A 19432-nucleotide genomic window follows, 5' to 3' on the forward strand; every position below is an offset into this window, starting at 1 on the left:
GTTCGCGAACGCGAAGAACAACGGCGTCGCGAAGAACAGCAGCATCACCGTGCCGTGCATGGTGAACAACTGGTTGTACTGCTCGTTGGACAAGAACTGCAGACCCGGACGAGCCAGCTCACCACGCATGAGCATGGCCATCAGGCCACCGATCATGAACCAGGAGAACGACGTGGCCAGGTACATCAAGCCGATGGTCTTGTGGTCCGTGGTCCGCAGCATCATCGAGAGCCGCGAACCCTTCTCGGCCACGTGAACCGGGGAAGGCCGGCTCACGATCGGAGCGGGGGCGATCGTCACAGGGGAGCATCCTCGCGTGGGCAGAGCGTGGGCGGACGGGCGTACCGCCAGAGTAGGCGGGTGCACCGACAGCAACTCGTCGGTCCTCCGGGTGCCCCGCGCCTCGGGGAGTGACCTGGGCCACGTCGGTGGCTAAGGTCCCCGGCGGAGGTGGTCGACGTGGCCCACGACCCGCTCGCGCACGTGCCCGGTGACCGGGGGTGGCCGCTCGTCGGGCACACCCTGATGTTCCTGCGCGACGCCCGGGGGCTGACCGAGCGCAACCGGCAGCGCTACGGCGACGTCTACCGCAGCCGGGTGCTCGGCCGCGACGGCGTCACCTTCCTCACCCCGCAGGCCACCCGCGAGGTGTTCCTCGACCCGGGCAAGGTGCTGTCCAGCCAGGGCGGGTGGTCCAACACCATCGGCGACCTGTTCCGCAACGGGTTGATGCTGCGCGACTTCGACGACCACCACCGGCACCGCCGGGTGATGCAGCAGGCGTTCAGCCGGGCCGCGCTGACCGGGTACGTCGAGGCCATCCACGACGTGACCGACCGGCACCTGCGCGACCTGCCCGACGGCGACGTCGACGTCTACGTGCTCATGAAGCGGCTGACGCTCGACATCGCCGCCGAGGTGTTCGTCGGGGTGTCGCTGGGGGCTGCCTCCGAGCGCGTCAACCGGGCCTTCCAGGACTCCGTCGCCGCCTCCATCACCCCGCTGCGGGTGGCGTTGCCGGGAACGCCGTGGCGGCGTGGGCTGCAGGGGCGGGCCGAGCTGGTTCGGGTCTTCGGCGATCTGGTGGCCGCCCGGCGACGCGAGGCGGAGCCGCGCACGGACCTGCTCTCGCGGCTCGCGCACGCCACCACCGACGACGGCGAGCTGCTCCCGGCCGACGACGTCGTCGACCACATGATCTTCCTGATGCTCGCCGCGCACGACACCACGACCTCCACGTTGGCGGTGCTGCTCTGGCAGCTGGCGCTGCACCCGGCCGAGCAGGACCGGGTGGCGGCCGAGGTGCGGGCGCTGGACGACGCCCCCGTCACCCCGGCAGACCACGGCGACCTGGTGCACACCACCCGGGCGATGCAGGAGGCGCTGCGGCTGAGCCCGCCGGTGCCGTTCTCGCCGCGGCGGGCGCTGGCCGACGTGGAGATCACCGGGGTGCGCGTGCCGGCCGGCACCGGGGTCAGCGTCTCGAGCCTGGCGCTGCACCGGCACCCCGACTGGTGGACCCGCCCCGACGCGTTCGACCCCGACCGGTTCGCCCCCGGCCGCGAGGAGCACAAGCAGCACAGCCACCTGTTCGTGCCCTTCGGCGGCGGCGCGCACCTGTGCATCGGCAACCACGTCGCCGAGGTGATGGTGAAGGCGATCGTGGCCCGCCTGCTGGCCACCCGACGGGTCACCGCCGACCCGAGGGCCGGCGTCGTCATCTCCCCGATCCCCATCCCCAAGCCCAAGGGGCCGATGCTGCTGACGGTGCGCTGAGCTGGTTCCATCGCGGGCATGCCGTCGACGCTGACGCTCGCCCCCGCACCGCCGTCCGAGGCCGCCGAACGCGTACGCCTGGAGGTCCGGGAGTTCCTGGCCGCCGAGCTGGCGGCGGGCTCGTTCGAGACCCACGTGGACACCTGGCTGTCCGGTGTCGACCCCGCCTTCTCCCGCAAGCTCGGTGAGCGCGGCTGGCTGGGCATGACCTGGCCCAAGCAGTACGGCGGGCACGAGCGCACCGCGATGGAGCGCTACGCCGTCACCGAGGAGCTGCTCGCCGCCGGCGCCCCGGTCGCCGCGCACTGGATCGCCGACCGGCAGTCCGGGCCCAACCTGCTGCGCTACGGCACCGAGGCCCAGCGGCGCGAGATCCTGCCGCGCATCGCCGCGGGCGAGTGCTACTTCGTGATCGGCATGAGCGAGCCCGACTCGGGCTCGGACCTCGCCTCGATCCGCACCAGGGCGGTGCGCAACGGCGACGGCGACTGGGTGGTCGACGGCGCCAAGGTCTGGACGTCGAACGCCCACCACAGCCACTACGCCATCGTGCTCGTGCGCACCGCCCCGGCCGACCCCACCGCCCGGCACGCCGGCATGAGCCAGCTGCTGGTCGACCTGTCGCTGCCGGGCATCACGATCAACCCGATCCGCATCCTCGACGGCGGCCACCACTTCAACGAGGTGGTCTTCGACTCCGTGGTGGTGCCCGGCGACATGCTGCTGGGGGAGGAGGGCGCGGGCTGGCACCAGGTCACCGCCGAGCTGGCCTTCGAGCGCAGCGGCCCCGAGCGGATCCTGTCCACGTTCCCGCTGCTGGCCGCGTTCGCCCGCCGGGCGTCGTCGGAGGCCGAGCTCGCGACCCTGGGCCGGCTCTCCGCCCGGCTGCTGGCGCTGCGCCAGCTGTCGATCCGCATCGCCGCCGCGCTCGACCGGGGCGAGCTGCCCGACATCCCCGCAGCCCTGGTCAAGGACGTGGGGACGACGTTCGAGGCCGACGTCGCGGAGGAGATCCGTCGCGTGGTCGACGTCCCGGCGTCCCTGGACTCGCCCGACCCGCTGGGGAGGGCGTTGGCCGAGGCGCAGCTGCACCAACCGGGCTACACGCTGCGCGGGGGCACGAACGAGATCCTGCGGGGGATCGTGGCGCGTGGGTTGGGTCTGCGATGAGCGGCGGCGCGGACGACACCGACCTGGTCGTCGAGACCGTGCGGGACGTCCTGGCCGGGCACGAGCGGTCGACGCTGACCCCCGAGCGCCGGTGGGACGCCGAGCTGTGGGCGGAGCTGGCCCAGGCCGGGCTGACCGGGGTGGGGCTGCCCGAGGAGGCGGGTGGGTCCGGCGGCGAGCTGGCCGACGCCGTCGCCGTCGTCGGCACCCTGGCCGCGGGGGCCGGAGCCGTGCCGGTGGCCGAGCAGCTGCTGGTCGCCGGGCCCGCCGTCCTCGCCGCCGGGCTGACCCTGCCGCCGGTCGACCAGCCGCTGTCGGTCGGGGTGTCCGGAGCGCTGCGGGTCGAGGACGGTCGGCTGTCCGGCACCGCGACCGACGTCGCGTGGGCCGGGGTGGTGCGGCACCTGGTCGTGCCCGCCGCGGGCCCGGACGGCGAGGTGCTCGCGCTGGTCGACCTCGGCGACCTGGCGGCGTCCGACGCCGCCAACCTGGCCGGGGAGCCGCGCGGGTCCTACGTCCTCGACGGGGTCCCGGCGCAGGTCGGACCGGTCGGCGAGCTGCGGGCGCGGTACGCGCTGGCCCGGGCCGTGCAGCTGAGCGCGGCGGCCGAGACGGTGCTGGCCTGGACCGTGCAGTACGCCGGCGAGCGGGTGCAGTTCGGCCGGCCGCTGGCCAAGTTCCAGGGCATCCAGGTGCAGCTGGCCCAGATGGCCGGTGAGGTCACCGCGGTGTCGGCCCTGGTCGACGCCGCGGTGCAGCGGCTCGAGCGCGGGGAGCCGGTGGAGCTGGCGGCCGCCGCGGCCAAGGTGCGGGCCGGTGCCGCCGTCGACGTCGTCGCGCGGCTGGCCCACCAGGTGCACGGGGCGATCGGCTTCACCCAGGAGCACCGGCTGCACCACCTGACCACCCGCATGTGGTCCTGGCGCGACGAGGCCGGCAACGAGACCACGTGGGCACGGGTGCTCGGCGCCGCAGTGGCCGGTGACGACCCGTGGCCGGCGCTCGTGGGGATCGTGTGACCTGAGGGTCGGACGGGTCCTGGTTCGGCAGATTGCGCCAGCGACGGGCCTTCGGTTCGACGACGTCCGAGACGTGGCGTTCCGGAGATGAACCGTACGGTTTCGGAGCTGGCGATGGTCGTCGGCGCCACCACGGGGAGATTCAAGTGACCCAGCCGCCCTTCCACCCGCCAGCCGGTCAGCCGGACCCGCGAACTCCGTGGGGTCCCCCGATGCAGCCGCCGACCGGTCAGTGGGACCAGACCCAGCAGATCCCGCACCACGTCGCGCAGCCGTCCCCGACCGGTTCCACCGCACCATCCGCGCGCCCCTGGTTCAAGCGCAAGCGGATCGTCATCCCAGCGGCGGTCCTCGCCGTCGGCATCATCGGTTCGGCTGCCGGCGGAGGCGCCTCATCGGACCGGGCGACGTCCGCCGCGGGGTCGTCCACCAGCTCGTCGGCCCCGATCTCGTCCGTGGTCCCGCCGCCGGTCGTCGCCGACGTCGTGGACGAAGCGGCCACCCCCGCTCCGACGACGCCGGCCCCCGTGGTGACGACGCAGGCCCCGGCGCCGACCCCGGAGCTGACGGCGGGTCAGCAGAACGCTCAGCGGAAGGCTCAGGACTACCTGTCCTTCACGGCCTTCTCGAGGTCCAGCCTGATCGACCAGCTGGAGTACGAGGGCTTCTCCGTCGAGGACGCCACCTTCGCCGTCGACACCATCACCGTCGACTGGAACCAGCAGGCCGCGGAGAAGGCGGAGGAGTACCTCTCCTTCACGTCGTTCTCCCGGTCCGGGCTCGTCGACCAGCTGGTCTTCGAGGGGTTCACCGCGGAGCAGGCAGAGTTCGGGGTCAGTCAGACCGGCCTCTGAGCGAGGAGGTCCGTCGTCCTCGACCATGGGGGTCGTCGCCGGTGCGTCCGCACACCGCTGCGGATGCACCGGCGACGACTCCGTGACCGACGAGACGAGGTGGGCCGACCGTGCCGGACTGGGTGCAGGACGCGATCTGGTGGCAGGTGCACCCGCTGGGGTTCGTCGGCGCCGAGGCCGAGGCGGTCCAGACCGTCACGCACCGGTTGCCGCGGATCACCGGCTGGCTGGACCACCTGGTGGCGCTGGGCTGCAACGGTCTGGCGCTGGGGCCGGTGTTCGCCTCCAGCACGCACGGCTACGACACCGTCGACCACCGGCGCATCGACCCCCGCCTGGGTGACGACCAGGACTTCGACGGGCTGGTCGCCGCGGCCCGCGAGCGGGGGGTCCGGGTGCTGCTGGACGGCGTGTTCAACCACGTCGGCCGCCAGCACCCCGCGGTCTCCGACCCCGACCGCCGGCACTGGATCCGCTGGGAGGGCGACCGGCCCGGCACCTTCGAGGGCCACGACCTGCTGGTCGAGCTGGACCACACCCAGGACGACGTCGTGGCGCTGGTCGTCGACGTCATGTGCCACTGGCTCGGGCGCGGGGTGGACGGGTGGCGGCTGGACGCGGCCTACGCCGTCCCGCCGGCGTTCTGGGCGCGGGTGCTGCCCGCCGTCCGGGAGCGGTTCCCCGACGTCTACGTCGTCGGGGAGGTGATCCACGGCGACTACGCCGGGGTCGTCGCCGAGTCGGGCATGGACGCCGTGACCCAGTACGAGCTGTGGCAGGGCGTCTGGCACGGCCTGGCCGAGGGCAACCTGTTCGAGACCGCGCACGCGCTGCAGCGGCACGACGGGTTCCTCGACGCGTTCGTGCCGTGGACCTTCGTCGGCAACCACGACGTGACCCGCATCGTCGACCAGGTGGGGGAGGCGCTGCTGCCGCACGCGCTGGTGCTGCTGCTGACCACGGGCGGGACGCCCGCGGTGTGGTCGGGCGACGAGTTCGGCTGGCACGGCATCAAGGAGCAGCGCGCCGGCGGGGACGACGCGATCCGGCCCGAGTTCCCGGCTGACCCGCTCGCCGTGGAGGGCGGTGCGACCTTCGCGCTGCACCAGGAGCTGATCGGGCTGCGCCGCCGGCACCGGTGGTTGCACCGCGCCCGCACCGAGCAGCTGCACCTCACCAACGAGCAGCTGGTGTACCGGGTCGCTGCCGACCAGGACGCGCTCGTGGTGGCCCTCAACGTCGCCGGGGCGCCCGCCGTGGTCCCGGCACCGGGCGCGGTGCTGGCCGGCTCGGCCCGGTCGGTGGGTGGTGGGCTCGAGCTGCCGGCCCACGGGTGGGTCGTCCTCAGCTCCTAGGTGCAGGATGCAACGGTGGTCTTCGAGAACAGCGGGATCCAGCGGGACGACGACGGCGTCGCCCGGTACACCGACCTGCAGCCGAACGTCGTGCGCGGGTTGGCGGCCACCGTCCAGGCGCACCCCGACCGCACCGCGGTGGTCGAGCTGGGTGGGCCCAGCGCGACGTACCGCGAGCTCTGGGACGCCGCCCGCCGGGTGGCCGGGGGGTTGCGTGACGCCGGGGTCGCGCCCGGCGACCGGGTGGCGGTCAACCTGCCGAACGGGCTGGCGTGGATGCAGGCGTTCTGGGGGGCCCAGCTCGCCGGCGCTGTCGTCGTCCCGCTGAACACCCGGCTCGCGCCCGCCGAGGTGGCGTTCATCGTGGCCGACAGCGGGGCCGGGGTCGTGGTCGACTCGGTCGACCTGCCCGACGGCGACCCGGTCGACCCGGTGGATCCCGCCCCCGCCGACGTGGCCGCGCTGTTCTACACCTCGGGCACCACCGGTCGGCCCAAGGGCGCGATGCTCACCCAGGAGTGCCTGGTCAGCTCGGCGGAGAACGTGCAGCGCTGCCGCGAGCTCGACCCGGGCCAGAGCAACGTCTCGCTCATCTCCGTGCCGCTGTTCCACGTCACCGGCTGCTGCTCGCAGATGGTCACCCAGGTGCTCATGGCCGGCACCACGGTGCTGATGCCGAGGTTCTCACCCGCCGCGTTCCTGGCCGCCGTCGCGGAGCACCGGGTCACGCTGCTCACCAGCGTGCCGACCATCTACGAGCTGGTGCTGCGCCACCCGGACCTCGCCAGCACCGACGTCTCCAGCGTGCGGGCGCTCTCCTACGGCGGTGCGCCGATGGCGCCCGAGCTGGTGCACCGGCTGCGTCGGGCCTTCCCGACCGCCCGGCTCGGCAACGGGTTCGGCATGAGCGAGACCAGCGCGCTGGCGACCTTCCTGCCCGACGCGTGGACCGACGAGCACGCCGACTCCGTGGGGTTCCCGGCGCCGGTGATCGACGTCCGCATCGACCGGCCCGACCCCGACACGGGGGTGGGGGAGCTGCTGGTGCGCGGCCAGAACGTCGCCGTGGGCTACTGGGGCGACCCGGCCCGGACGGCGGAGACCTTCCGCGACGGCTGGCTGCACACCGGCGACCTGGCCACGATCGACGCCGAGGGCCTGGTGCGGATCGTCGACCGGGCCAAGGACATGATCAACCGGGGCGGGGAGAACGTGTACTCCGTCGAGGTCGAGAACGCGCTGGCCGAGCACCCCGGCGTGCTCGAGGTCGCGGTGGTCGGCGTCCCCGACGACGTGATGGGGGAGAAGGTCGGCGCGGTGCTGCTGGTGCGCGAGCCGCTCGACCTGGGCGAGTTCGCCGCCTTCGCGCGGGAGCGGCTGGCCGACTACAAGGTGCCGCAATTCGTGCGCGTGCTCGACGGGCCGCTGCCGCGCAACGCCGGCGGCAAGGTGCTCAAGGGCCCGCTGCGGACGGCGGAGGGCTGGACGCCGGTCCCGCGATGAGTTCCGGGTCGCTGCCCGGTCCTGCCCGGTACGCCGACCGAGGAGGAACCGTGCCGTTGCGCAACCTGCAGACCATCACCCTGTTCGTGGAGGACCTGGGCGCCGCCCGGCAGTTCTACGGCGCCGTGTTCGACGGCCGGGAGCTCTTCTCCGACGACGTGTCCACCGCGCTGTCGATCGGCAACGTGGTCGTCAACCTGCTGCAGGCCGACCAGGCGGGAGAACTCGTCGAGCCCGGGGTCGTCGGTGCACCCGGGCCGGCCCGGTGCCTGCTCACGGTCGAGGTGCAGGACGTGGACGCGGTCTGCGCCGACCTCGCCGACCTGGGTGTGCCGTTGCGCAACGGTCCCCAGGACCGCCCGTGGGGCGTGCGGACGGCGGCCTTCGCCGACCCGGCCGGCCACCTGTGGGAGATCGCCGCGCCGTTGCCCGGCTGAGCCGCCCACCTCCTTCCCCGCCCACGTCGTGCTCTGCTGCCCCCAGCGGGCGCAGACCGTTCTGCGTGCCTCAAGTGAGCAGACAGTTCTGCGTACTCCAGGTGAGCAGAACGGTCTGCGTACTCCGGGTGCGCAGAGCACGAGCTGGGGCGGGAACACCATCGAGTGGTCCGGGACGGTGGGCGCGGGCCGGCGCAGCGCGCCGACGACGCCGGACCGGTCAGCGGCAGCCTCAGTCGACGTCGCCGGGCACGTGCGGTGCGTCGTCGGACTGCGGGGCCACCGCCAGCTGGGCCAGCACCGACGCCACCGCGATCCCGCCGCTCACCGCGGCCGCCTGCCGGTAGCGCGGCCAGATCAGCCACGCCGGCAGCATGCTCGCCGCGTGCAGGGCGTCGACTGCGGCCCCGGCCTGCACGGCCGGGCGGGTGGGCGATGCGAGCAGCAGCGCGCTCTGCACGACGGTGCGGGCTCCGAGCACCCGTACCAGCCAGTTCTTCGGGGCGCCGGGACCGGGAGCCAGGTGCGCCACCACCCACCGCGGCGCCGCCACCATCGCGACCCCGCCGAGGCCGAGCACGGCCGACACCGCCCGGGTGCGGGCACGGCGCTGACTGCGGGCGGGCAGGCCGCTGCGGACCGGGCTGATCGACGTCATGGTCGGCCGGTACCCCCGGCGCCCCGTCGGAACCGGCGATCTGCCGACCGTCAGCGGCCGAGCAGCTCGGCCTTGCCCGAGTTGGACTCGCTCTCCGTGAGGACGCCCTGGTCCCGGAGCTCTGCGAGGCGGGTCGGTCGACCGACGAGGTCGTCGTCGCCGAGTCCAGGAGCACCGACGGGGTCGGCTTGCTGAACTCGATGGCGACCACGGACGCCCACGGGACGTGGCGCGCCAGGTCGCGCATCCCGGGACGGTGCCACGCGGGGCGCGGTCGGCGGCCGGGACGTGCGCTGGTGGATGGCGCTCAGCGACCCCGCACCAGGAGGGGCTGGGCCACCTGACCCAGCACGCCGGCGGCGTCGGAGATGGTCCCGGTGCACAGCCCGAGGCCGTTGTCGGCGATCGACGTGCGGCAGGCCAGGTGCACCCACTCACCCTCGGCCTCCCGCACCAGGTGGGTGGTCATGCCCGGCGGGATGGACAGCCACGACTCGATGGGCAGCTCCACCGAGATGCCGTTGGCGGCGTCCGCGGCGACGAGGACCCGGTCGGTGCCGGTCAGCTCGGTCCCGGCGACCAACGGGATGCGCACGCGGGTCCACACGTCGGCCGGGCCCGGCTGCTCGGGCGAGCCTGCGGTGTACCGCCAGTCGAGCGCGTACTGGTAACCGAAGTCGGGCAGGTGCGGGAACACCACGGTGCTCTGCTCGGGCACCGGCGGCGGCAGCACGGCCGGGGCCACGACCGGCGGGGTCGGGCCCGGGGCCAGCGACCACACCCGGGCCGCCGCCACCGTGCGCCCGTCGACGGTCATCACCGCCTCGGTCAGGTCGATCCGCCGCCCGGGCCGCACGGGCGAGACCTCGACGGTCAGCTCGCGCCGGGGGAGGGCGCCGAAGAAGTCCACCGAGACCCGCACCTGCTGCTGCCCCGAGGACCCCGCGGCGCCCGCGGCCAACCGGGCCAGCAGCGCCGACGGCGGCCCGCCGTGCTGGGCCTCGCCCTCCCACGGGCTCTCCGTGGCGCGGGTCGGGGCGAACCGACCGTCCCCCAACGGCAGGTAGAAGGCCTCGGCGATCTCGTCCACGACGCGGACGCTAACCCCGCGCCGTCAGGGGGTCGTCGTCCGGATCGCCTCGGAACGGGCGGCGAACTCCCGGCGCAGCTCCCGGCGGGCCACCGCGGCGGCGTGCCGACGCTGCTGGTCCCCGGTCACCAGCTCCAACGGCGGGACGGCGACCGGGCGGCGGTCGGCACCCAGGGCCACCATCGTGAAGTAGCAGCTGTTGGTGTGCCGCACCACGCCCGCGCGCAGGTCCTCGGTCGTGACCCGGATGCCGATCTCCATCGACGTGCGGCCGGTGTAGTTCACGCTCGCCTGGAAGGTCACCAGCTCGCCGACGTGGATCGCCTCGCGGAACACCACCTGGTCGACGCTCAGGGTCACCGCGTAGGTGCGGCTGTACCGCGAGGCGCACGTGTAGGCCACCTGGTCCAGCAGCTTGAGCAGCTGCCCGCCGTGCACGTTGCCCGAGAAGTTGCTCATGTCCGGCGTCATCAGCACGGTCATGGACAGCCGGTGCAGTTCCTCGTCGCCGGTCACGGCGGGTGATCCAACCAGAGCAGCGTGTCGGACGGGAACCCCGAGCGCACGGGCCCGCACCCTGGACGGCGATGACCCGCGAACCGTTGCACCTGACCGCCACCCGGCTGCCCGGGGCCCGCACCGGCCCCTCCCGCCGTGGCCGTCGCGCCCTGCTGGCCACGGTGGCGGCGCTCGCCGTGCTGCTCGGCGCCGGGTTCGGGGTGCTGGGCGGTGAGGACCCGGCACCGGTGCCCACCGCCGGGGCCGCCGTCACCGGTCCCGCTCCGGGCCCCACCACGGGTCCGGTCCCCGCTCCGCCGACGGCACCGTCCCCGAGCCCGTCGGTCCCGGGCCCCACGACGCCGTCGGCACCTCCCGCCGACCCGGCCACGCAGCCCCCCGGCCCCGTCGTCGCACCCACGGGTTCGGCGCTCGCGGCGCTGGCGGAGCTGCAGGTGCAGGGACGTGCCCCGAAGACCGGGTACGACCGCGACCAGTACGGCAACGGGTGGGTCGACACCGACCGCAACGGCTGCGACACCCGCAACGACGTGCTCGCCCGCGACCTCACCGCCGAGCAGTTCCGCCCCGGCACGAACGACTGCGTGGTGACCAGCGGCGTGCTGCTGGACCCCTACTCCGGCGCCACCATCCTGTTCCAGCGCGGCCAGGGGACCAGCGAGCTCGTGCAGATCGACCACGTCGTCGCGCTGTCCAACAGCTGGCAGACCGGCGCCCAGGGCTGGGACGCCGAGCGCCGCGAGCAGTTCGCCAACGACCCGCTGAACCTGCTCGCCGTCGACGGGGCGCTCAACAACCAGAAGCGCGACGGCGACACCGCCACCTGGCTGCCGCCCGACCGCGGCTACCGCTGCGCCTACGTGGCCCGGCAGGTCGCGGTCAAGGTGTCCTACGGCCTCTGGACGACGCAGGCCGAGCACGACGCCATGACCACCGTCCTGGCCACCTGCCCCGACCAACCGCTGCCGAGCGCCGTCGGCTAGACAGTGCACATGACCGAGGCGACCACCCTGTCCGACTCCGGCTGGCTCTCCCGCGAGGAGATGGACTCCGCCCGCGAGCGGCTGCCGATCCTCTACGTCGACGCACTGCCGGTGCGGGTCGACGACCACGGCGCGGTCACCAAGGTGGGCCTGCTGCTGCGGGTGGGCAGCGACGGCCAGATCAAGCGGGCGCTGGTCTCGGGGCGCGTGCTGTACCACGAGCGGGTGCGGGCGGCGCTGCTGCGGCACCTGGAGAAGGACCTCGGCCCGCTGGCCCTGCCGCGGGTGCCCCCGGCGCCGCAGCCGTTCACCATCGCCGAGTACTTCCCGACCCCCGGCGTCACCCCGTTCCACGACCCCCGCCAGCACGCCGTGTCGCTGGCCTACGTCGTCCCCGTCGAGGGTGACTGCGAGCCCCAGCAGGACGCCCTCGAGCTGACCTGGTTCAGCCCCGACGAGGCCCGCGACCCCGGGGTGCTCGCCGAGCTCGCCAACGGGCAGAGCGCGCTGGTGGTGCAGGCCCTCGCCCATCTGGGGGTCTGAGCACGGCGGGGCGTCGCCCCCGCTCGCCCGCGCACCGGACACTGGACGGCGATGGACCACGACCAGCAACCGGCCCCCGGGGTGCCCGCGTACCCCTACGCGCCCCCGGCCTGGCCCCCACCCCAGCCCCCGCTCCAGCAGTACCCACCGGTGCCCCCGCGGCGGCGGCACCGGGTGCTGCGCAGCCTGCTCGTGCTGGTCGCCGTCGTCGGCCTGGTCGCCGCCGGGTGGTGGCTGCGCAGCGGTGAGCCACCGGCGCTGCCGCTGGTCACCCAGCCCACCACGGCCCCGGTCGAGGCGCCGCGCACCGTGCCCACGCCGGGGTTCCAGGAGTCCGACGAGCCGCTGGGCACCCCGCCGCCGGCTCCGGACAGCGACTCCTTCGCGTTCATCGCCCGCCAGGACGACGACACCACCCCGGTCGCCTACGACCCGTGCCGGCCGGTCGACGTCGTGCTGTCCACCGACGGCGCACCCGAGGGCGCCGAGGCGATGCTCACCGACGCGCTGACCCGCATGACCGAGGTGACCGGCCTGCAGTTCCGCTACGCCGGCCCCACCGACGAGGCGCCCGGCGGCGGCCGCGCGGCCTACCAGCCCGACCGCTACGGCGACCGCTGGGCGCCGGTGCTGGTCGGCTGGCGCACCCCCGAGCAGGAGCCGGGCCTGGCCGGCGACGTCGCCGGGTTGGGCGGCAGCGCCTCGGCCGGGCCGCAGGGCGGTCCGCTGGTCTACGTGACCGGCAGCGTGACCCTCGACGGCCCGGAGTACGCCACCCTGCTCGTGGACGGCGACGCCGAGCTGGCCCGCGCGATCCTGCTGCACGAGCTCGGCCACGTCGTCGGCCTCGCCCACGTCTGGGACGACACCCAGCTCATGGCCTCCACCACCAGCGGCGGCGTGCTGGACTTCGCCGACGGCGACCTCGCCGGGCTGGCCCGCCTGGGCGCGGGGGAGTGCGTCCCCGAGCTCTGAACCGATGAGTGCGGCGCGCGGTGGCAGTCTCCCCGGCATGACCACGCACACCCTCGACGCCCCGGGCGCCGTGCTGTCCTACGAGGTGCTCGGCAGCGGCCCGGTGCTGGCGCTCATCGGGCACCCCATGCCCGCCGGCGGCTTCCGGGCGCTGGCCGACCAGCTCACCGACCGGTTCACCGTCGTGCTGCACGACCCCCGCGGCACCGGCGCCAGCACCCTGACCGACCCGGGCGAGCTGCCCGACGCCGGCGTGCTCGCCGACGACCTGTCGCGGGTGCTGGCCGCGGTGACCGACGTCCCGGCCGACGTGTTCGGCTCGAGCGGCGGCGGGATCACCGCCCTCGAGCTCGCCGCGACCCACCCCGGTCAGGTGCGCACCGTCGTCGCCCACGAGCCGCCGCTGGTCGAGTACCTCGAGCCCGAGGACGCCGCCGTGCAGCGGGCCAACGCCGACCAGGTGCAGCGGACCCACCGCGAGCACGGGCTGCTGGCCGCCATGGGCCTGTTCGCCCAGCAGAACGGCTTCGCCCCGCCGCCCGGCGCGCCCTCGCCGCCGCCGCCGTCGGAGGACGACCTGCGCTCGATGTCCCGCATGGTGCTCGGCCTGGGCACGCTGATCGTCCACCGGGTCGGCGCGCTGCCGGCCGGGCAGGTCGTGGTCGGGGTCGGGGCCTGGTCGGCAGGCGCGATGACCGGCCGGACGGCGGCCGCCGTCGCCGCCGCGCACGACCTGCCGCTGGTCACGTTCCCCGGCGGGCACGGCGGGTTCCACCCGGGCCAGGGCGGCGACCCGGTCGCCTTCGCCGTCGCCCTGGAGCAGACCCTCAGGCGGTGACCCTCAGGCGGTGACCGACCGGGCCAGGGCGCGCCGGGTGCGGTAGTCCTCGACGGTCAGGCACTGCAGCCGCGACTCGTCGCCCTGCTGGTTGTCCACGTAGGCCAGCGAGGCCACGAACGGCTCGATGACGTGGATCTTCTGCAGCGGGGTGACCACGAGCAGCTGCAGGCCCAGCCGGCCGAAGAGGTCCAGGGCGAACCGGGTCGAGTCGTCGGAGCTGCGCCCGAAGGCCTCGTCGACGACCACGAACCGGAAGTCGCGGGCCAGCGGGGCCGCCGGGTCGATGCCGAACTGGTAGGCCAGCGACGCCGCCAGCACCGTGTAGGCCAGCTTCTCCCGCTGCCCGCCGGACTTGCCGCCGGCGTCGGTGTGCGTCTCGTGCTCGGCGTCGTCGTGCCGCCACCGCTCGGTGGCGGTGAACACGAACCAGTTGCGGACGTCGGTCACCAGCCGGGCCCAGCGGCGGTCCTCGGCGACGTGGCCGGACCGGCCGCGCAGCCGGTGCACCACGCGGGCGACGCGGGCGAAGCGCTCCTCGGGGTCGGTGCCGTCGGCCTCGGCGCAGGCGCGCAGGTCGGCGCGGAAGTCCTCGATCTCCGGGGCGTCGGCGCGCCGGGCGTCCAGGGCCAGGTACCGGCCGGGGTGGTAGTCGATGTCGTGCAGCGAGCCGTTGATCAGCTCGACCCGCTCGGTCACCTGCGCGGCCCGCCGCTCGAGCTCGGCCAGGAACCCGGCGATGTCGCGCACGGTGTCCTGCTCCAGCAGGGCGGTGAAGGTGGCCTCGGCCTGCGGCAGCCGGGCGGTGCGCAGGTGCTCGTGCAGTTCGCGGAAGGCGTCGGTGGCCGTGCGCGAGGCGTCGAGGGACGCCGCGACCGAGGGGTGCGCGGCCCGGAAGGCGGCCATCGCGCGGACCATGCGGGCCTCGACCTCGGCGCGCACCGAGGTCTGGGTGGTGCGCTCGCGCTCGAGCACCGCACGCATGTTCCGCTCGCGCTCGTCGACGTCGTCCAGGTCGGTCAGCGGCACCGAGGCCACCAGCGCCCGGCGGTCCAGCCGCTCGGGGGCGGTCAGCGAGCGGTCGATGCGCAGGGCGCGGGCCACCGCCGAGCCGTCGTCCACGGCGACGCGGGCGGCCACCGGGTCGATCCGGTCGTCCTGGTCGATGCCCGCGGCCAGGCGGCCGCGCACGCCCTCCAGCACCCGGAACGTCTCGCCGAGCGCGTGCGCGGCCGCACCGCGGCGCTGCTGCAGCGTCGCCTGGGCGGTGGCCAGCCCGACGATGTCTCGGCGGAGGTCCTCCATCGCGCCGTCGAGGCCGAACAGCACGCCGGAGGCGGCGACCAGCAGGTCGCGCTCGCGGCCGAGCTCGGCGATCTGCCGGATGGCGCCCTGCCAGTCCAGGGCCCGCCAGCTGTCGTGCGCCGACAGGGTGGCCAGGTCACGGCCGCGGGCCACGGTGCGGGCCCGCTCGGCCCGGACGGCGTCGCGGGCGGCGGTGAGCTCGGTCAGCTGCGGGAGCAGGGCGCTCTCCGCAGCCGTCAGCGCGCGCACCTTGCCGGCGTTGTCCCAGCCGAGCACCTGGTGCAGCGGGTCGCCGACGGGGAACCGGTCGTCGAGCACGTGCCGGCCGGTGCGGTCCTTGACCTGCCCGCAGCGGGTGACCGCGACCGGGGTGCGGCGGAACTCCTCGACGTCGTCGACCCGCAGGTGCGCCGCGCGCTGCGCCAGCTGGGTCTCCAGCCAAGCGGCGAGGGGGGTGGACCGCACCTCCAGGGTGGCGGCCAGCGACTGCGGGGCCGGCATGGGCGAGGCGGCGGGCAGCGTGGCCGGCAGCGGCAGGTAGGCCAGCTGCTCACCGCCCGCGCGCTCCTCGACCCAGGCACTCACGGCGGCGTAGTGCTCGTGCGGCACGAGCACGGTGAGCGCGAAGTCGCGCAGCACCCGCTCGGCGGCACCGGACCACTCGGCGTGCACGGGGGAGACCCGCACGAGCTCGCCGGCGAAGGGCAGCGTCGTCGGATCGACGCCCAGTGCCGCGGCCAGCCGGTCGCGCAGCCGCACCGAGGCCCGCGGGACGACGCCCGTGCGCCCGCGCAGCCCGGTGAGCTCGTGGCCGATCTCGGCCGCCCGCGAGCGCAGCCCGGCCAGGGCGACCTCGACCTCGGCGAGCCGCTCGTCGACCTCGCCCTCGCCCTCCACCGCACGGGCCAGCGCCTCGGCGACCTCGGTCCGCCGGACGACGAAGTCCTCGCCGTCGGCCACCGGGTCCATGCCGGTGGCCTCCAGCAGCGCGGCGAACGTGCCGGCCCGGGTGCGCCGCTCGCGGCGGGCCTCCTCGAGCTCGAGCAGCTGCTCGTCGATGTAGCGCAGCCGCTCGCCGCCGTTGCCGGTGCGCTGCATGGTCAGCGAGAGCTCGCGGGCGCGGGCCAGGTCCAGGCTGGTGATGCCCTGGGTCAGCGCGCGGTCGGCGGCGGCGACCTCGGCCCGCTGGGTGGTCGCACGGGCCGAGAGCAGCTTCTCCCGCAGCTCGTCGGCCCAGCGGGGCAGGGCGGCGAGGTCGGCGTCGACGGTGGCGATCTGCTCGGTGAGCACGGCGTGCCGGTCGGCGTCGGCCAGCACCGGGGCCAGCTCGGCCAGCTGCTGGCGGCCGGTGACGACCGCGTCGTGGGCGTCGGTGAGCTGGTCGACGTGGCCCAGCAGGCGGTCGACCCAGCGCTGCGGATCGGCGGGTTCGAGCAGGTGGCTGCGCACGAAGGCGTTGAGGTCGCCGACGCTCTTCATCGAGACGGTCTGGTGGAACAGGTCCATCGCCTGCTCGTTCGCGATGCCCAGCCGGTTGCGGAAGACCCGGCCGTACTCGGTGAAGGTGCTGAACACCTCGACGTCGGGGCGGGCGGCCAGTCGGCGGCGCAGCGCGGCGGGGTCGCTGCCGAACTCGGCGAGGTCGCCGGCGATCGACAGGTCGCGGTCGGCGACGAGGTGGAAGCGGTCGGGCTGGCCGACCTCACCGGCGCGCAGCCAGAACACCTGGCCGAGGGTGACGGTCTCGCCCAGGCCCTCGTTGCGGAAGACGGCCAGCAGCGCGGTCCACGTGCTGCCCGGGCGCAGCCCGACCTGACGGGTGCCGCCGGTGCTGCCGCTGCGCTCGGCCCGCCAGTGGCCCTGCACGTAGGAGCGCAGGTCGCGCTCGCGGGTGGGCGCGCCGGCGGCCTCGTTGAACGACACCCGGGACGCCGGCAGCAGCAGGGTGCTCAGGGCGTCGACGATGGTGGACTTGCCCGAGCCGATGTCGCCGGTGAGCAGGGTGTTCTGGCCGTCGGCGCGCAGGGTCCACACCCGGCGGTCGAAGGTGCCCCAGTTGAGCAGCTCGAGCCGGTCCAGCCGGAACCCCGCGGCGGGGGTGGGGCCCCCGTCGTCCTCGGTGGTGAGCAGCAGGTGCGGCACGGGCGGGGCGCTGGTCACGGGAGGTCCTCCACGGCGGGCTGGGTCTGCTGGGTGGCGGCGTACTCGGCGAGCTTGGTGTCGAAGTCGGCCAGCCACTGGGCGTCGACGAAGGCCTTGAGCACGCGGCGCACCTCGAACCGGCCGTCGGACCCGCCGGCACCGCCGGGCATGCGGCGCAGGAAGCCGAGCTCGACGACCTTGGCGATGTGCCCGTCGACCTGCTCCAGCAGCCGGTTGCGCCGGCCGGGGTCGGGCAGCAGGTCGGCGACGAGGTCGACGATCTCCAGCCGGCTGAGCACCAGCCGGCCGCCGGTGTCCCCGGTGTCGGCGACCGCGAGGCGGCGGCGCAGCAGCGCCAGCAGCAGGCTGACCGGGTAGGACAGCGACCGGCGGGCCACCAGCCGCGGAATGGCCGGGCCGCCCTCGGCCGGCTCCTCGGGGCGCTGGCGCAGGAAGGCGTAGCCCTCGGCCTCGTCGACCACCGCGACCAGGCCCATCGTGGCGACGTGGTCGCGCAGGTCGGGCTGCAGGGCGACCAGGTGGCGCCACACCTCCGGCGCGGCCTCGCGGTAGACCACGCCGCGCATGAGCGAGGTGACCACCAGGGGGAGGCTGAGCTCGGCGCGCGGCGAGGTGGGCGACGTGGTGGACGACGAGGTGGACGACGTGGCCTCGGGCAGGAGCGCGGTCATCGGGGGGTGTCCTCTGCGGTGTCTGCGGCGGCGGTGTCGTCGACGGCGGCGGCGGTGGGTCGGGCGCGGCGGCCGGCGGGGTGGGTGCTGCCGGCGCGGGGCCCGGCGTCCCGGCGGGCGAAGACCACCCGGGGCAGGGTCGCCGAGCGGGTGCGGCCGTCGGGGTCGGTCCAGCAGACGGTGTCGTCGTCCGCGGGGTGGTGGTCCTCGGGGTGGTCGTCGGCCGGCGGCGGGAAGACGACGTCGAAGGCGTCGTCCCGCAGCGAGAGGTAGGCCATGAGCTCGGCCAGGCCGTGCTCGAGCGGGTGCTGCTCGAGCACGGTGACCAGCTCGACGCGCGGGCGCTGGAGCAGGGCGCGGCGCACGTGGGCGGTCAGCGGCACCGGGTCCACCTGCACCTGGTCGAACAGGGCGGCCGCGGCGAAGTCCTCGTCACCGGCCTCGGGCCGGGCGCTGTCGACGGTGGCCCGCCGCGGCGGGGCGTAGAGGTGGCGCTCCATCGGCAGCACGACCGTGGGGGCCAGGTCGTCGAGCTCGACGGCGAAGCCGTCCAGGTCGGCCAGACCCGCGGCCAGCCGGGCGGCGCGCGCCTCGATGCCGTCCAGCAGCTCGAGCACCCGCCGGTTCTCCCGCACCACGCGGTCGTCCAGGCCGGTGCGCAGGGCGTCGGCGAGCCCGCGCAGCACCTGCCGGGTGTGCTCGACCGCGGTGACCAGGTCGTGCTGCAGGCGCGGCAACCGGGGGTCGGTGCAGGTGCGCACCGCGGGCAGGGCGTGCACCCGGGCGAGGAGGTCGGCCAGCTCCTCCTGCAGGCGGGGGGAGAGCAGCCGGTCGTAGCAGGCGTGGAAGCTGCGGCCCTGGTCGGAGTCGGCGATGCCGCGGCGCCCGGCGGCGACGTCGCGGGCCAGTGCCTGGTCCCCGCCGGCGATGCGGTCGCGCAGCTCGCGGTCGCGCCGGCGGAACACCGCCTCCACCGCGCGCAGGTCGGCGAGCAGCCCGCGGGCGGTGCGCGCCAGGTGCAGGTAGCGGTCGCGCTGCAGCGCGGGCTCGGCCGGCGGCTCGGTGGCCAGGGCGCGCAGCAGGTCCACGACGGAGTCCAGCCGGGCCGAGGTGTCGACGAACGGGCGGGGGGCCAGGCCCGCGACCCAGGCGATGGCCAGCTCGGCGGCGGGCGTGGCGTCCATGAGCGGCTCGTCGGCACCCGGCGGGTACCAGGCGCGCAGCCAGCCGCCGTCCGGGCCGGCCCAGCCGTCGAGGTAGCCGCGCGCGTCGACCGGGGCGCGGGTGGTGCCGTCGAGCTCGGCCAGCAGGTCGCCGAGCCGGTCGGCCAGCTCGCCGGCGGGCAGCCCGTGCGCGCCGCCGGTGACGAACACGCGCGACAGGAAGCTGAGCACCAGCGGGGCGTCGTCGGCCCGCAGCAGCCGCCAGGCGGCGTGCTGCTGGAGGGCGACGACGTCGTCGACGGGCAGGTCGAGCTGCACGGCACCGCCTCGGGTCGACGTCGGGTGGACGGCGAGACAGTAGGTCCACCGAGCGCGACATCCCGCGCAGCGCTCCGGTGTGTGACCAGTGA

18 protein-coding genes are annotated in these 19432 nt (G+C 75.0%); 11 read left to right on the top strand and 7 right to left on the bottom strand.

The genetic code is table 11. The features are described 5' to 3' along the window. On the bottom strand, nt 1–252 hold a 252-nt coding region (locus BLP29_RS16375; protein ID WP_243469575.1), incomplete at its 3' end, for a cbb3-type cytochrome c oxidase subunit I. Nucleotides 253–459: 207 nt separating this feature from the next. On the opposite strand from BLP29_RS16375, the gene BLP29_RS16380 reads away from it, so the two are divergent. The 7 genes from BLP29_RS16380 (at nt 460) to BLP29_RS16410 (ending at nt 8114) form a co-directional block, all read left to right on the top strand. Next, entirely contained in the window at nt 460–1776 is a 1317-nt protein-coding gene (locus BLP29_RS16380; RefSeq protein WP_133379207.1) for a cytochrome P450, read from the top strand. Nucleotides 1777–1794: 18 nt separating this feature from the next. Continuing rightward, nucleotides 1795–2946 (top strand): acyl-CoA dehydrogenase family protein, encoded by a 1152-nt coding sequence (locus BLP29_RS16385; protein WP_092806520.1) that lies wholly within the window; start codon nt 1795–1797, stop codon nt 2944–2946. Beyond that, complete coding sequence (locus BLP29_RS16390) at nt 2943–3965, top strand: acyl-CoA dehydrogenase family protein (protein ID WP_092806522.1); 1023 nt, start codon at nt 2943–2945, stop codon at nt 3963–3965. Before BLP29_RS16385 ends, BLP29_RS16390 begins: the two co-directional genes overlap by 4 nt. 212 nt (nt 3966–4177) lie before the next feature. Next, nucleotides 4178–4819: an Ltp family lipoprotein gene (locus BLP29_RS16395; RefSeq protein WP_092806524.1), complete on the top strand. Its 642-nt coding sequence runs from the start codon at nt 4178–4180 to the stop codon at nt 4817–4819. 110 nt (nt 4820–4929) lie between these two features. Further along, on the top strand, nt 4930–6174 hold the full coding sequence (locus BLP29_RS16400) for an alpha-amylase family glycosyl hydrolase (protein ID WP_092806526.1): 1245 nt from the start codon (nt 4930–4932) through the stop codon (nt 6172–6174). A 15-nt stretch (nt 6175–6189) separates the two neighbouring features. After that, nucleotides 6190–7677: a class I adenylate-forming enzyme family protein gene (locus tag BLP29_RS16405; protein WP_243470036.1), complete on the top strand. Its 1488-nt coding sequence runs from the start codon at nt 6190–6192 to the stop codon at nt 7675–7677. Nucleotides 7678–7727: 50 nt separating this feature from the next. Beyond that, nucleotides 7728–8114: a VOC family protein gene (locus BLP29_RS16410; RefSeq protein ID WP_207798556.1), complete on the top strand. Its 387-nt coding sequence runs from the start codon at nt 7728–7730 to the stop codon at nt 8112–8114. Between the two features lie 232 nt (nt 8115–8346). Here BLP29_RS16410 and BLP29_RS16415 read toward each other — a convergent pair whose 3' ends face one another. The 3 genes from BLP29_RS16415 to BLP29_RS16425 all read right to left on the bottom strand — a co-directional run bounded on the left by BLP29_RS16415 (nt 8347) and on the right by BLP29_RS16425 (nt 10378). Continuing rightward, nucleotides 8347–8772 (bottom strand): hypothetical protein, encoded by a 426-nt coding sequence (locus tag BLP29_RS16415; protein ID WP_092806532.1) that lies wholly within the window; start codon nt 8770–8772, stop codon nt 8347–8349. A gap of 307 nt (nt 8773–9079) precedes the next feature. Continuing rightward, nucleotides 9080–9862, bottom strand: a complete 783-nt coding sequence (locus BLP29_RS16420) for a thioesterase family protein (protein ID WP_092806534.1) — start codon at nt 9860–9862, stop codon at nt 9080–9082. A 24-nt stretch (nt 9863–9886) separates the two neighbouring features. Beyond that, complete coding sequence (locus tag BLP29_RS16425; protein ID WP_243470037.1) at nt 9887–10378, bottom strand: acyl-CoA thioesterase; 492 nt, start codon at nt 10376–10378, stop codon at nt 9887–9889. Between the two features lie 71 nt (nt 10379–10449). Between BLP29_RS16425 and BLP29_RS16430 the strand changes: the two genes are divergently transcribed. From BLP29_RS16430 to BLP29_RS16445, 4 genes are read left to right on the top strand one after another with little or no spacing between them, the layout of a single operon-like run. After that, a complete protein-coding gene (locus tag BLP29_RS16430) occupies nt 10450–11364 on the top strand; it encodes an HNH endonuclease family protein (protein WP_092806536.1) in 915 nt (304 codons plus the stop codon). 9 nt (nt 11365–11373) lie between these two features. Next, nucleotides 11374–11907: an NUDIX hydrolase family protein gene (locus BLP29_RS16435; RefSeq protein WP_092806538.1), complete on the top strand. Its 534-nt coding sequence runs from the start codon at nt 11374–11376 to the stop codon at nt 11905–11907. 51 nt (nt 11908–11958) lie between these two features. Continuing rightward, the gene (locus tag BLP29_RS16440; protein WP_092806540.1) at nt 11959–12882 is read left to right on the top strand and encodes a zinc metalloprotease; all 924 of its coding nucleotides are present in this window, start codon (nt 11959–11961) and stop codon (nt 12880–12882) included. 37 nt (nt 12883–12919) lie between these two features. Continuing rightward, on the top strand, nt 12920–13720 hold the full coding sequence (locus BLP29_RS16445; protein ID WP_092806542.1) for an alpha/beta fold hydrolase: 801 nt from the start codon (nt 12920–12922) through the stop codon (nt 13718–13720). Nucleotides 13721–13723: 3 nt separating this feature from the next. Here the strand turns inward: BLP29_RS16445 and BLP29_RS16450 are convergent, their stop codons facing one another. Genes BLP29_RS16450 through BLP29_RS16460 form a run of 3 tightly spaced genes read right to left on the bottom strand, consistent with a single transcriptional unit; the run spans nt 13724 to nt 19340 of the window. After that, the gene (locus BLP29_RS16450; RefSeq protein ID WP_243470038.1) at nt 13724–17185 is read right to left on the bottom strand and encodes an ATP-binding protein; all 3462 of its coding nucleotides are present in this window, start codon (nt 17183–17185) and stop codon (nt 13724–13726) included. Continuing rightward, nucleotides 17182–17859, bottom strand: a complete 678-nt coding sequence (locus tag BLP29_RS16455; protein WP_092806544.1) for a DUF4194 domain-containing protein — start codon at nt 17857–17859, stop codon at nt 17182–17184. Before BLP29_RS16455 ends, BLP29_RS16450 begins: the two co-directional genes overlap by 4 nt. Further along, a complete protein-coding gene (locus tag BLP29_RS16460) occupies nt 17856–19340 on the bottom strand; it encodes a DUF3375 family protein (RefSeq protein ID WP_243470039.1) in 1485 nt (494 codons plus the stop codon). Before BLP29_RS16460 ends, BLP29_RS16455 begins: the two co-directional genes overlap by 4 nt. Between the last annotated feature and the right edge of the window lie 92 nt (nt 19341–19432).

This window comes from Klenkia marina, assembly GCF_900101025.1.
Taxonomy (GTDB): domain Bacteria; phylum Actinomycetota; class Actinomycetes; order Mycobacteriales; family Geodermatophilaceae; genus Klenkia; species Klenkia marina.

What these genes read in the sequence shown, in the direction of transcription:
- BLP29_RS16435 (WP_092806538.1), top strand. Translation starts at nt 11,374, where the DNA reads ATGACCGAGGCGACCACCCTGTCCGACTCCGGCTGGCTCTCCCGCGAG.
- BLP29_RS16440 (WP_092806540.1), top strand. Translation starts at nt 11,959, where the DNA reads ATGGACCACGACCAGCAACCGGCCCCCGGGGTGCCCGCGTACCCCTAC.
- BLP29_RS16445 (WP_092806542.1), top strand. Translation starts at nt 12,920, where the DNA reads ATGACCACGCACACCCTCGACGCCCCGGGCGCCGTGCTGTCCTACGAG.
- BLP29_RS16415 (WP_092806532.1), bottom strand. Translation starts at nt 8,772, where the DNA reads ATGACGTCGATCAGCCCGGTCCGCAGCGGCCTGCCCGCCCGCAGTCAG.
- BLP29_RS16455 (WP_092806544.1), bottom strand. Translation starts at nt 17,859, where the DNA reads ATGACCGCGCTCCTGCCCGAGGCCACGTCGTCCACCTCGTCGTCCACC.
- BLP29_RS16430 (WP_092806536.1), top strand. Translation starts at nt 10,450, where the DNA reads ATGACCCGCGAACCGTTGCACCTGACCGCCACCCGGCTGCCCGGGGCC.
- BLP29_RS16385 (WP_092806520.1), top strand. Translation starts at nt 1,795, where the DNA reads ATGCCGTCGACGCTGACGCTCGCCCCCGCACCGCCGTCCGAGGCCGCC.
- BLP29_RS16395 (WP_092806524.1), top strand. Translation starts at nt 4,178, where the DNA reads ATGCAGCCGCCGACCGGTCAGTGGGACCAGACCCAGCAGATCCCGCAC.
- BLP29_RS16390 (WP_092806522.1), top strand. Translation starts at nt 2,943, where the DNA reads ATGAGCGGCGGCGCGGACGACACCGACCTGGTCGTCGAGACCGTGCGG.